We start from the raw sequence: 12,709 nt of genomic DNA, 5'->3' as shown, positions 1-12,709 counted from the left end.
CCATGGCAGAGAGAACGGGACAGATCATCTTCACCCTCGCGCTGGTCGCCGGGCTGCTCACGGGATGCACCGAGACCGGCGAGAGGACGGAGGCCGGCCCGACGACACCGTCCAGCCGGATGACACCGTCCGGCCGGCCGACACCCGCCAGCGAGGGGATTCCCTTCGAGCTCTATACGCACTGCGGGATCGACGAGGCCCGCATCGGCTCGACGTACTTCGAGGCGGAAACCCCGCTCTCCGACGGCTCGGGCAACCCGCCCGAAGGGTGGGACAACCCCACCCAGCGCGGCACGATGACCCTCAAGTCCAAGACGGAGGCCGTCTTCACCGACGACGCCGGGCACGAGGTGAAGTTCCGCGCCCGGCCGGGCGCGACCTCCTTCAAGCGCATCTGCGCATAGAGCCGGTCCGATGGATCCGCGGGGTGGGCGTTGCTCGACCGCCTGTCAGCGGCCGAGCACATCTACTACCTGAACGGGCTCGGGGGCGTGGCCGTTCATGACTGGGCTCCTGTGCACGAGTACTTCCACGAACTCGTGCTCATCGACCGCTCGGCCGGACGGATCACGCTCGTCGTCGCGGCCGACGACTGAGGCGATCGGCATCGTTGCCCGGGGGTCGTGTGCGGGATCTGGCGTCCTACGGCTTCGGAGGCCGCCCGGATATGGCGAGCACGCGAGCCAGGGCGGCCACGACGGGTGTGGCGTGGTCCGGGACATGACGGGAGGCCCAGTCGGCTGCCAGGGTGAGGAAGTCGGTCAGGTCGTGCTCGACGCCGGTGAGCAGGTGCCGGAGTTCGGTGACGGGCAGCTCGATCACCGGGCTGTCGCTCTGCTCGGCATTGACGGTGAGCCGTACGGTGTCACCCGTACGTTCCGCCAGCGGCGACTCCGGGTCGTGGCCGAATCCGAGCAGGTCGCCGCCATCGAGGAGCTGGTGCCAGTCGCGCCAGTCCTCCAGTCCGTCGCAGCAGCCTGGCAGGAAGGTGACGCCTGTGGAGGTGTCGGTGACTCGCAGACCCCCTGCGGCGAAGAGGGTGTCGAAGGTCAGCAGTCCGTGCAGGTAGGAGGCCCGTGCGTCGGCCGGACGGGGTGGGCGGTCGCCGTCGGAGTCGGAGTCGGGATCGATGTCGTTGCAGTCGGCGATGCGCATCACCGCCGTTCCGACCTCGGCAGGTGAGAGGCTGCCGCTGAGCGGCAGGAAGCCGAACGGCTCGATCTCGGCGACAGGCCAGAGGTCGAAGCCTTCAGGGGCGTGTATCTCCAGGACGGGCTGCATCACGATCACCCGGCGAAGTGTTCCCCATCCCCGGCCCGGATCGCCTCCTGCTTCTGCCGAGGCTCCGTCTGCCGTAGGACTTCGACCGCCCGGGGAGAGGTGATACTGGCCGTGGAAGTCGATCCGCCGCCGGCCCAACTCCGGCTGTGGATCGGACCGATGAGGACGAACCTCTGTCCATGCCTCCGAGGGGAGCCGTTCATGACCACGGCGAAAGACCTGTTCATCATCGCCCTGAACCATCCGAGGCCGGAGCAAGCCGTGGGGCAGGGCGACCTGTCGCTCGCGCTCGCGGGAGCCGAGCTGGTCGACCTCATCGGTGCGGGAGCCGTCACCGTGGACGGCGATCACCTCGTGCCGGGTGAGGCGCCGGCGCTCGACGATCCACTGCTCGGCGAGGCCGCCGAAGGCCTCACCCGGCAGTCGCCCTACGAGCGGATCGAGGACTGGCTGTGGCGCCGGGGCCGGGACCTTTCGGCGGCCTACCAGACCGCGCTGGTGGAGGACGGTGAGCTGACGCGGAAGCGCAGCGGCCGGTTGCCCTTCGGTTCGAACGTCGTGGAGCCGGTCGACACGCCCGGTCGCCGCAAGGCAGACGCCCGCTGGGACGAACGGGAGCCGGTCCTGGCCGCCCTCGCCTCGGCCGTGGGCATCGGTGGCGATCGGTCCGACGAGGAGCCCGGCTTCGACGACGAGGCGGTGACGGCGGTGGTGGCAGCCGTCCACGACGCGGTGATGGAGCTGGAGGCCGTACGGCAGAGGCGGACCATCGAGAACTCTGCCTTCGCCAACCTCTGGCGCGGGTGAGTCCAGTTCGGGTACGGGAGGGGAGCGCTGTGTCCCAGGAGGAACGTGATGTCAGGCTGGGCCTCACCGGCTTGTCCGATGCGGAGCGAGCCGCCCGGATACAGCTGCTGACGGAGCGCGTCACACGTGAGGCCGCTGCCGCCAGGGCCGCGCTGCGGGCGAAGCGGGCCGGACGGCACACGACACAGGACCCTGCGCCGGAGAGCGACTGAAGCCGGCTGGGTCGGAGATCCGGGGCGACTCGGTGCCGTCGGCCGACAGCTCGGACATCATGGCACCCCGTTTCGGCGGCACAGCACCGTGTTCGCCGAGGCCGAGCGGGCCGTGCGCGAGCACGACGACGACGACCAGGTCCGGTCACGGCCGGTGCACCGGTCGTGCGTCATCTGCGGCTGTGCCGGGGACACCGGACGCGGGACACAGCCGGAGGGTGATGATCTGGAACGGGCGCAGGGTCAGGGACAGCTGTCCTGCGGCGGTCTGCCGGGCGGCGCCGGAGTCCTCGCCGGGGGCGAGCGGGCGTTCCAGGAGATCGGTCACGGTGGCCGACTCCAGCGGGAAGCCCGTGCTCAGCAGGGCCGTGGCCCGTCCGCCGTGTGCCTCGTAGAGGCGCACGACGACATCGCCGGAGCGGTCGTCGGCGAGCTTGACCGTGTCGATGACGACGGCGTCGTCGTCCGTGGCCACGAGTGGGGCGATCTCTACCGAAGCGCCCGTCACGGAGCGTTCGGGCACGTTGAAGCCGTATCCCTCGCGCACCGCGTCCGTGATGTCGGCGCCGATCACGAAGCCGTACCGGAGGCGGTGCCGGCCCTGGTCGGAGTCCGGGTCGGGATAGCGCGGGGCGCGGAGCAGCGAGAGCCGGACCGTCGTGGTGGTGCCGCCGTCGGGGCGGACGTCCCGGGTGACCTCGTGTCCGTAGGTCGAGTCGTTGACGACGGCCGCGCCCCAGCCCCGTTCGCCGACGTGGAGGAAACGGTGGGCGCAGAACTCGAACTTGGCCGCGTCCCAGCTGGTGTTGGTGTGCGTCGGGCGCTGGACGTGCCCGAAGGGGATCTCCGCGCTGGAGTGGTCGGCCCGCACGTCGAGGGGGAAGGCGGCCTTGAGGAGCTTCTCCTTCTCGTTCCATTCGATCTCGGTGTCGATGTCCAGCCGCCGGGCCCCCTCCGCGAGGGAGAGGAACTGCTCGATCCGGGAGTCGCCGACCGTCCGCACCACCCGCACACCGCCTGCCCCCGCGTGCACCGACTCGGCGTCGCGGAGGTCGTGCACGGTGTTGCGGTAGAAGGCGTCGATGTCCCAGGCGTCGTACTCGTTCGGGAAGTCCTGGTGAAGCTGGAGGAGGTTGACCGCCGTGCCGGGGGCCAGGGCCTCGCGGGCTGCCGTGATGTCGTACGCCGAGGTGACCAGGCCCCGGTCGTCGATCCGGACGCGGACGAGTCCGTTGTCGAGGAGGTGACCGTCCTCGACCGGCACGGGCGCCACGGGGCGGGCCGGCGAGCTCGTGCGCGGCGACGCGCCGAGGGCGGGGATGCCGTCGCGGGTGAACGGGGAGGCGTTGAAGACCACCTTCTCCTCGCCCTCCCCCGCCAGCGCGCGCTGGGCCACGGCGACGATCGCCTCCAGCTCTGCGGTCACCGCCGCGTAGGTCCCCTCGGCCTCGCGGTGCACCCAGCCGATGGAGGAGCCGGGCAGGATGTCGTGGAACTGGTGGAGCAGGACCGTCTTCCAGATACGGTCCAACTCCTCGTACGGATAAGAGAATCCGGACCGTACCGCCGCCGTCGCCGACCACAGCTCGGCCTCCCGGAGCAGGTGCTCGCCGCGCCGGTTGCCCTGCTTGGTGCGCAGCTGGCTGGTGAGCGTGCCGCGGTGGAACTCCAGGTAGAGCTCGCCGAGCCACACCGGGGCGTCGGGGTACTCCGCGTGTGCCCGCTCGAAGAAGTCGGCCGGGCTCTCGATGGTGACCCTCGGCGAGCCCTCCAGGTCCTCGACGCGGGCCGCGCGGGCCAGCATCTCGCGGGTCGGGCCGCCGCCGCCGTCGCCGTAGCCGAACGGGAGAAGCGAGGTACCGGCCGCCTCCTTGTCCTGGAAGTTCCTCACGGCATGGGCGAGTTCGGCACCGGTGATCTCGGCGTTGTACGTGTCGACGGGCGGGAAGTGGCTGAAGATCCGGGTGCCGTCGATGCCCTCCCACCAGAAGGTGTGGTGCGGGAACTTGTTGGTGGTGTTCCAGGAGATCTTCTGGGTGAGGAACCAGCGCACTCCGGCGAGCTTCATCAGCTGCGGCATGGCGGCGTTGTATCCGAAGGTGTCGGGCAGCCACATCTCCTGCGTCTCGACGCCGAACTCGTCCAGACAGAAGCGCTTTCCGTGGATCAGCTGCCGGGCGAGGGACTCGCCGCCGATGATGTTGGTGTCGGGCTCCACCCACAGGCCGCCGACGGGGAGGAACTGTCCGGTCTTCGCCTTCTCCTGGACGCGGCCGTAGACCTCGGGGCGGCGCTCCTTGAGCCAGGCGAGCTGCTGGGCCTGGGACATGGCGAAGCGGAAGTCGGGGTGGTCGTCCATGAGGTGGGTGACGTTGGAGAGCGTCCGGGCGACCTTGCGTACGGTCTCGCGCAGCGGCCAGAGCCAGGCGGTGTCGATGTGGGCGTGTCCGACTGCGGACATGCGGTGGGCGCTGGGGGCGGCGGGAGCCGCGAGCGCGGGGCGGAGCACCTCGCGGGCGGCGGTGGCGCTGCCGGCCACGTCCTGGAGGTCGATGGTGTCCAGGGCCCGCTCGATGGACTGCAGGAGTTGCCAGCGGCGCGGTTCGGCCTCGGGGAGTTCGCGCATCAGCTCACCGAGGACGTCCAGGTCCTGGGCGAGTTCCCACACCCGGGTGTCGAAGACCGCGAGATCGAGGCGGAGCAGCTGGTAGATCGGAGCGTCGGCGATCCCGGTGCCTGTGCCTGTGCCTGTGCCTGTGCCTGTGCCTGTGCCTGTGCCTGTGCCTGTGCTGGTCAGCCAGGAGGGTCTGTCGCCGGTGCGGGTGGGCACATGGCTGTCGTTCAGGTTCGGGTTGGCGGCGGCTTCGACGTAGTACGTGAACTCCTCGCCGCCGACCGCCGGGGCGGCGACCGGGATGTAGGCGTTGCGGGGGTTGAGGGCCTTCACGACGGTACCGTCGGCGCGGTGGACGAGGCCCTCGCTGGAGAAGCCCGCACCGGTGAAGTTGAAGCCGATGTCGACGACGGCCTCGACCCGGCGGCCGGCCCACTCCTCAGGCACCCTGCCGCTGATCCGGAACCAGCTGGTGGTCCACGCGGGCCCCCAGCGGTGGCCGAGCGTCACCGGTTGGTACGGTGCGGCCAGGCCCTCGGCGACGGGAACGGGCTCGCCCGGAACGTTCCAGATCGCGATGTCGAGCGGGACCGTGAGGGCGTGGACAGCCGGCCTGATCCGTTCGCCGAGGACGCGGGCGAGCCGCTGCTCGGTGAGGCGTTGCTTGCTGTGCATCGGTGTCTCCGTGGTCGTGCGGGCAGAGGTGGACGGAGCCTCGGTGCGTCGATCCGGCCTCACGAGCGGTAGATCTCGTGGGCGCGTGTCGAGGAGTCGGCGGGGTCTCAGTCCTCGACGGGTCCGAGGTCGGGTGTCCCGCGGAGCTCCACGCGCCGGGTGGTGGAGCCGTGCAGTTCGAGGACGGTGATCTCGTTCCGCCCCGCGCGCAGGACCGGGGCGGGGACGTAGAGGGTGGTCTGCGGCCCTCGGGACCAGTAGCGGCCGAGCGCGAAGCCGTTGATCCACACCAGGCCCTTGGTCCAGCCGTCCAGGGCGATGAAGCCGTCGGCCGGACGGGCGATGTCCACGTCTCCGCGGTGGAAGGCCGGGCCGACCGGGGGCGCGGAGGGGTCGAGCGGCGTGAAGGACGGGGCGTTCGGGTCGTCCATGGGCAGCGGACGGCTGTACCAGTCCACGAGCGTCAGGCCGTTGGTGGTGACGGCGCCGAGGAGTCCCTTGCGGTCGTGCATCGCCCGCCCGTAGTTCACCCGGCCCTGGTTCTCGACGAGCACGGCCAGGTGGGCGCCCCTCCGGGGGGCGAGGAAGGTGAGCGTGTGCTCGTGGTTCTCCCGTTCCAGGACACCGACCGGCTGCCCGTCGACGAACACCTGGGCCCGGTCGTGCACCTCTTCGACGCGGAGCACGGTGCGGCCGGCGTCCGGGAGGGTCGTCTCGTACAGGACGAATCCGAAGGGCTGGCCGAGCTGTTCCATGGTGACCGGGTGGTCGGCGTGCACCGCGGGGCCGCCGAGCAGCTCGATCTGGTCCAGGAGGCCGGCGCAGGTGGTGAGTTCGGCGACGGCCTCGGCGAGCTTGGGTGCGGGCGCGGGGACCGGCTCGTCGGGTACGGGGGCGTACCGGGCGATGACCTCGCGGAACGCCGCGTACTTGGGTCCGGGGTCGCCCGCCTCGTCCAGCGGGGCGTCGTAGTCGTAGGAGGTGACGGTGGGCCGGTAGGTCCCCTTGTCGTTGGCGCCGTTGGTGAAGCCGAAGTTGGTGCCGCCGTGGAACATGTAGAGGTTGACCGAGGCGCCGGCCGAGAGCAGCCGGTCGAGGTCGGCTGCGGCGTCCTCCGCGCTGCGGGTGACGTGGGTGCCGCCCCAGCGGTCGAACCAGCCGATCCAGAACTCGGAGCACATCAGCGGGCCTTCGGGCTGCTGGGTGCGCAGTGCGGCGAGTCCGGCGTCCGCGCGGCTGCCGAAGTTGACCGTGCGCAGGACTCCGTCGAGGCCGCCGCGCTCCAGGTCGGAGGGCTGGTCGCAGGTGAAGAGCGGGACGTCCACGCCGTGCCGGTGCAGCAGTTCGGCGAGGTCGGCGAGGTATCCGGAGTCGTCTCCGTAGGCTCCGTACTCGTTCTCCAGCTGGACGGCGATGACGGGTCCGCCGCGGGTCGCGAGGTGGGGGCCGACTGCGGCCAGGAGGGATTCGAGGTAGTCGTCCACCGCCTTCAGGTAGCGGGGGTCGCGGCTGCGCAGTGCGATGTCCTCGTCCGCGAGCAGCCACGAGGGAAGGCCGCCGCCCTCCCATTCGGCGCAGATGTACGGGCCGGGCCGGAGCAGGACGTGCAGTCCTTCGGCGGCGGCGAGGTCGAGGAAGCGGGGCAGGTCGAGACCGCCGTCCGCGTGGAACTCGCCGCGCCGGGGCGAGTGCAGGTTCCACGGGACGTAGGTCTCGACCGTGTTGAGCCCCAGCAGCCGCGCCTTGTGGAGCCGGTCGGCCCACTGCTCCGGGTGGACGCGGAAGTAGTGCAGTCCGCCGGAGATGATGCGGAACGGTCGGTCGTCGAGACGGAAGCCGTCTGCGGCGATCTCCAGTCGAGGCATGGCTGTGGTGCTCCTAGGTGTCGGTGCTGGGGCGCCCTGCTGGAGTGCGGGGCCGGGGTGCCGGTGCCGGAGACTGTCGGTCAGCTCAGGGGGCGGCAGAGGAGGGCGTCGGGGGCACCGCCGTGCTGCCACTTCCAGGTGTGGGCGACGCCGGCGAGGTACTCGTCGTCCCGGCACTGGCCCTTGTAGGCGCCGGGCGCCCAGTCGCTCGCGGTGGAGCCGCCGGTGGCTGGCCGGTTGTCACCGCGGTCGAACCAGAGCAGCCGGTTCGTGGTGGGCAGCGGCGTGGCGGAAGGAGCGCAGAGCAGGGCGGCCATCGCGTTGCCCTTGACGCTGTAGCCGACGGCGAAGGTGTTCCTGGGGCATTCGAGCTTGTTGTAGCCGCTCGCCCAGTCGCCGCTCGTGACGTAGCGCTCGTCGACGACGGTGGTCCACATGGTGTCCGTCTTGGCGAGCTCCCTGCCCGCGTCGGTGCACAGGCCGCGGTTGTTGCTGCGGGCGAGGGCGACGAGCCGCTGGCTGTCGGGGCAGTTGCCCTTGCGGTTGCCGACGCTCCAGTCCGCCTGGCGGCGCATGGTGGCGGAGAGGTTCTGGTCGCCGAAGTCGAGGTTGACCATGTTCCAGTGGTCGACCTCGGCGACCTGTCCGGTCTTGCCGGGGGCGTTGACCAGCTTGTTCCAGTGGGCGGCGCGCCAGTCGCCTGGGTCGTTGATCGCCTGCCGGTTGCCGGCGTCGTCGTAGGAGATCAGCGCCCAGTTGTCGTTGATCTTGCCGTTGGTGCTCCAGCCGACCAGCGGCCACTGGGCGAAGTCGGTGTCGTTCTCCACCAGGATGTCGGTGAAGCGGGCGAACCAGTCGATCTCCTTCTGGTCCGTCTGGCCGCGTCCGCCGGTGCCGAACTCGCTGATCCACACGGGGGCGGTGAAGTGCTGCCCCTCGTCTGTGACGAACAGGGCCTGATCGTCGACCACCCGGATCAGGTCCTCGGGCGAGAGGTCGCGGTAGCGCGGGTCGTTGGTCTCACCGTTCTGCCAACCACCGGTCGAGCCGGTGTGGTTGGGGCCGGTGAAGCCGTAGAAGTGGGCCGCGTAGACCAGCTTGCCGGAGTTGATCAGGGTGTTGGAGAGGTTGCGGACCGGCGTCAGCGTGGGCCGGCCGTGGGGGAACATGCCCTGCGGTATGCCCTGCCAGTTGATGCCCTCCATGATGACGAGCATGTCCGGGGCGGCTTCGAGGATCCTGTTGCCGGCCAGCTGGTAGGCCTTGTAGAGGTCGTGGTCGTTGCCCCAGCCCCAGTTCGGGTCGTTGTTGAAGTCCCGGCGGACCTCGTTGCGCAGGTCGGCACCGACGACGCGCTTGTTCGACGCGTAACGGTTCACCAGGAAAAGCCAGTTGTCGATCCACTTCTCGGTGGTCTGGCTGGTGTTCCAGCGTTCGTTGCCGTCCAGGGAGCAACAGAAGCGGTAGGTGGTGGTGTGGTTGTTCAGTATGACCGCGAAACCGTCGGCGGTGAGAGCGGCGACGACCGCGTCGAACACCTCGAGCGGGGTCTTGCCCTGGAGCTGCGGGTTGGCCGCCACGGCCTGGTCCGGCACCACCGTGTCGTCGTCGATCATCGCGTCGGCGTACGGCAGCCGGATCGAGTTCAGGCCCAGCGCGTGGAAGTCGGCGAGGATCCGGCTGATCGGGGTCCGGTCCAGGCCGAGGGGGATGTTGTTCGACTTCTGGTCCGCCTGGTGGTTCAGGACGTCGTCGACGTCGCCGCTGCCCTCCCAAGTGCCCTGGGCGCCTGCCCAGTTGCTGGCCTTCAGTTTGAAGCGGTTGCCGTCGGCGTCGACGATGTACCGGCCCCGCGTGCTCAGCGGGCCCTTCCAGGACGCGGCCAGCTGCTCGCCGGTCAGTGCGACGGGGGCGTCGGTCACGGCGGCGGGTGGGAGGGCGGTCGCCGTGCCGGGGAGGGCGCTGACGAGCAGGGCGCCCGTGGCCAGCGCGGCCGTCAGGGCCCGGGTGACGGTGCGCGCGAGGGCGCCGTCGGGCCTGCGTGATCTCATGGTGCTGTCCTCCAAGGTGTGGGAGTGAAGGAGGTACTGCATCCCGGACCGGCGGTCCGGAGTCGGGGAGCCTAAGGCGCCGTCAGCCCTTGAGGCCGGAGTGGGCGATGCCTTCGACGATGTGGCGCTGGGCGACCAGGAACATGACCACCAGAGGGGTGATGGTCACGACCGCGCCCGCGAACAGGCCGGGCAGGTTGATGGTCTGCGCCGTGAGGAAGGTGGAAAGGGCGATCTGCGCCGTCCAGGAGGACGGGTCCTGGCCGATGACGAGCGGCCACAGGAAGGCGTTCCAGCTGTCGATGAAGGCGAGCGCGCCGAGTGAGGCGAGCATCGCGCCGGACGACGGCAGGGCGATCCGGCGGTAGAGGCCGAGCCAGCCGAGGCCGTCCAGGCGGCCGGCCTCCTCGATCTCGCGGGGGAACTGCAGGTAGAAGTTGCGGAACAGCAGGACCGCGAACGGGTTGAAGAGTCCGGGGACGATGATGCCCCACAGGGTGTTGACGCCGCCGAGCGAGCCCACGACGACGAAGGTGGGCACGAAGGTCACCGAGCCGGGGATCATGAGCGTGGCCAGGACGAGGCCGAGCACGACGCCACGTCCGGGCACGGGGATGCGGGCGAGCGCGAATCCGGCGGCCGAGGCGAGCAGGGTGGACACCGGGGCCGTGATGGCGGCGATCAGCAGGGAGTTGCCCAGGGAGCGACCCATGTCCAGCGTGGGGTCGCTGAACAGGGCGGTGAAGTTCTCCCAGTGCATCGTCGAGGGCCACCAGGTCCACTCCGGGGACGTCAGGGTCCGGGTGTCCATGAGCGCGTTGCGCAGCATCAGGTAGAAGGGGGCGAGGAACACCACCATCAGGACTCCGGCCAGCAGGCCGCGCGCGGGTCGCCGCAGGGCGCGGGCTCCCTCTCGTACGGTCGTCACCGGGTTCACTCCTCGCTCTTTCCGAAGCCCGTGACCCGCCCCTGGACCAGGGTCACTCCGACGATCAGGGCCGTGAGGACGAAGGCGCCGGCCGATCCGAGACCGTAGTTCTGGGCGCCCATCGCGGTGTCGTAGAGGTACGTCAGCGGGGTCTTCACCGGCGCGGTGCCCGATCCGGACATGCCGCCGCCGAACAGGTTGTAGAACTCGTCGAACGCCTGGAAGGCCGCGATGAACATCAGCATCAGCACGGCCACCGAGGTGTTGCGCAGCATCGGCAGGGTGATCCGGCGCAGCAGACGCAGCCCGGTGGCTCCGTCCAGGGCGGCGGCCTCGTAGACCTCCCTGGGGATCGCCTGAAGGCCGGCGAGGAAGAGCACCATGTAGAAGCCGACCTGGAGCCACAGGCGCAGCGTCACGAGGGCGATCCAGTACAGCGGGGGCTCGCCGGTCTGCAGCCAGGGGACGGCCTCCATCCCGAACCAGCCGCCGATCATGTTGGCGATGCCCGCCGGCATCCCGCTGAACAGGGACATCTTCCACACCAGCGAGGCCGCGACGTACGAGACGGCGGCCGGGATCAGGAACGCGGTCCGCAGGACGGCCCGGCCCCGTCGGATCCGGTGCACGAGGAGCGCGAGGCCGAGTGAGGCGGCGAACGTGACCGGGACGATGAACAGGGTGAACAGCAGGATCTTGACCAGGGAGCCCCGGAAGACGGCGTCGCCGAACAGCTGCCGGTAGTTGTCGAGCCCCACCCAGTCGCCGAGCGCGATGGTGCCCTGGGCGTTGCTGAGGCTGAGCAGGAAGCTCCAGCCGATCGCGATGTACTTGAACACTCCGAGGCCGATCAGCATCGGCGCCGTGAGCAGGGCGAACGCGCCCCAGGCGCGCAGGTCGACGCGGCGGCGCCGGGTCCGGGCGGGGCCCCGCGGTGTGTCCGCGGGGCGCCCGGCTCTCTCGGAGCGTGGTGCGGCGTGGGTGGTGGTGTTCATCAGGACAGCTGCTTGTCCACGGCGAGCTGGGCCTGCTTGGCAGCGTCGGCGAGGAGTGCGGCGGGGTCTCCCTGACCGGTGACGACCTTCGCGGCGGCGGCGCTGAACGGGGTGCCGGAAGCCGAGTCCCAGGTGTTCGGGTTGATCCTGCCGTACGTGGCGGCGAGCTCGACGGCCTCCTTGGCGGTGCCCTTGCTGAGCTTGGCGGCCGTGGCGGCGACGGACTTGCGCGGGGGGACGTGGAAGCCGTAGCTCTCGGACCAGTCCTGCTGGAGCTTGGTCTGATCGATCCAGAGCCACTTGACGAACTTCTTGGCCGCGTCGACGTTCTTGCCCTTGGCGTTGACGCAGCTCGTCCAGCCGCCGACCCGCAGGACCGGGCTGCCGCCGGCCTTGAAGGCGGGCCACGGCAGGATGCCGAAGTCGTCGCCGAGCGCCTGCTCGATGGCGGGCATGGCCCACAGCCCGCACCACTGGATCGGTGCGACGTCCTGGACGAAGGCCGAGGGGTCCCACCAGTCGGTGGTGAAGCCGAGCAGCAGGGACTTGTCGTCGTGGAAGCGCTTGAGGGCCGAGACGGCCTCGACGGCCTGGGGAGTGGCGAAGCCGATCCTGCCGTCGGCGACCAGCTCGCCGCGGTTGGAGAGCAGCGAGAGGGCCGGCATCTCGCCGACTCCGTCGTTGCCGACGAACAGGCCCTTGGTCTTCTTGGTGGTCAGCGCCTTGGCGGCGGTGACGAGGGCGTCGAAGGTGGTGGGCGGGGCTATCCCGGCCTTGGCGAGGACGCTCTTGCGGTAGTACAGCATCATGACGTCGTCGATCATCTTGACGCCGTAGAGCTTTCCGTCGACGGTCACCAGGTCGCGGCCGGCCTGGTTGAAGTCGTCCTTGACGCTACCGTACTCCGCGTCCAGTGCGGCGACCTGGCCGCGTCGGGCGAGTCCCTGGGTGAAGTCGCCGTGTTCGAAGACGTCGGGCGCGGCGTCGGTGAGCAGCGAGGCGTTGAGCTTGGCCGTGTAGTCGCCGGGCACCCAGGTGACCTTGACCGCGACGTCCGGGTTCGCCTTGGTGAACGCGGCGGCGTAGCGGGTCAGGGCCTGCTGGGTGCCGGCCTCGCCGTAGGCGTGGGACCAGACGTTCAGGGTGGTCTTCGCCCCGTTCGAGGAACCGCCGGTCGGGCTGCTGGTGCAGCCGATCGCCGCACCGGCGACGAAGAGAAGGGAACCGCCGAGGAATCCTCTACGGCTAAGCTGGTCTCTCTGTCCGCTCATGTCACTTCCT

The 12,709-nt window shown here is 70.1% G+C and carries 10 protein-coding genes; 3 read left to right on the top strand and 7 right to left on the bottom strand.

The genetic code is table 11. The features are described from left to right. The first annotated feature begins 2 nt into the window (after window positions 1-2). Both DEJ46_RS37665 and DEJ46_RS39420 read left to right on the top strand, forming a co-directional pair. Window positions 3-404 carry a hypothetical protein gene (locus DEJ46_RS37665; protein ID WP_150273605.1) on the top strand — a complete coding sequence of 134 codons (402 nt, stop codon included), beginning with the start codon at window positions 3-5 and terminating at the stop codon, window positions 402-404. 30 nt (window positions 405-434) lie between these two features. Beyond that, on the top strand, window positions 435-596 hold the full coding sequence (locus tag DEJ46_RS39420) for a hypothetical protein (protein ID WP_190623365.1): 162 nt from the start codon (window positions 435-437) through the stop codon (window positions 594-596). Between the two features lie 46 nt (window positions 597-642). Here DEJ46_RS39420 and DEJ46_RS37660 read toward each other — a convergent pair whose 3' ends face one another. Then, window positions 643-1,281, bottom strand: coding sequence for a hypothetical protein (locus DEJ46_RS37660; RefSeq protein ID WP_411757850.1), 639 nt, complete (start codon window positions 1,279-1,281; stop codon window positions 643-645). Between the two features lie 201 nt (window positions 1,282-1,482). Between DEJ46_RS37660 and DEJ46_RS37655 the strand changes: the two genes are divergently transcribed. Then, complete coding sequence (locus tag DEJ46_RS37655; RefSeq protein ID WP_150273602.1) at window positions 1,483-2,088, top strand: GOLPH3/VPS74 family protein; 606 nt, start codon at window positions 1,483-1,485, stop codon at window positions 2,086-2,088. Window positions 2,089-2,445: 357 nt separating this feature from the next. On the opposite strand, the gene DEJ46_RS37650 is transcribed toward DEJ46_RS37655, so the two are convergent. The 6 genes from DEJ46_RS37650 to DEJ46_RS37625 form a co-directional block, all read right to left on the bottom strand. Further along, window positions 2,446-5,589, bottom strand: coding sequence for an alpha-mannosidase (locus DEJ46_RS37650; RefSeq protein WP_150273600.1), 3,144 nt, complete (start codon window positions 5,587-5,589; stop codon window positions 2,446-2,448). 107 nt (window positions 5,590-5,696) lie between these two features. Continuing rightward, on the bottom strand, window positions 5,697-7,454 hold the full coding sequence (locus DEJ46_RS37645; RefSeq protein WP_150273598.1) for a glycoside hydrolase family 35 protein: 1,758 nt from the start codon (window positions 7,452-7,454) through the stop codon (window positions 5,697-5,699). An 80-nt stretch (window positions 7,455-7,534) separates the two neighbouring features. After that, entirely contained in the window at window positions 7,535-9,505 is a 1,971-nt protein-coding gene (locus DEJ46_RS37640) for a glycoside hydrolase family 5 protein (RefSeq protein ID WP_150273596.1), read from the bottom strand. 82 nt (window positions 9,506-9,587) lie between these two features. Next, a complete protein-coding gene (locus DEJ46_RS37635) occupies window positions 9,588-10,433 on the bottom strand; it encodes a carbohydrate ABC transporter permease (RefSeq protein ID WP_223835383.1) in 846 nt (281 codons plus the stop codon). Window positions 10,434-10,438: 5 nt separating this feature from the next. After that, window positions 10,439-11,428: a carbohydrate ABC transporter permease gene (locus tag DEJ46_RS37630; protein WP_150273595.1), complete on the bottom strand. Its 990-nt coding sequence runs from the start codon at window positions 11,426-11,428 to the stop codon at window positions 10,439-10,441. After that, a complete protein-coding gene (locus DEJ46_RS37625) occupies window positions 11,428-12,699 on the bottom strand; it encodes an ABC transporter substrate-binding protein (protein ID WP_150273593.1) in 1,272 nt (423 codons plus the stop codon). The genes DEJ46_RS37630 and DEJ46_RS37625 overlap by 1 nt, the downstream gene beginning before the upstream one ends. Window positions 12,700-12,709: the final 10 nt, after the last annotated feature.

Source organism: Streptomyces venezuelae, from assembly GCF_008642375.1.
In the GTDB taxonomy this organism is placed as follows: Bacteria; Actinomycetota; Actinomycetes; order Streptomycetales; family Streptomycetaceae; genus Streptomyces; species Streptomyces venezuelae_G.
Note: the sequence above shows the minus strand (reverse complement) of the source record. Positions and strands in the feature narration are given on the sequence as shown.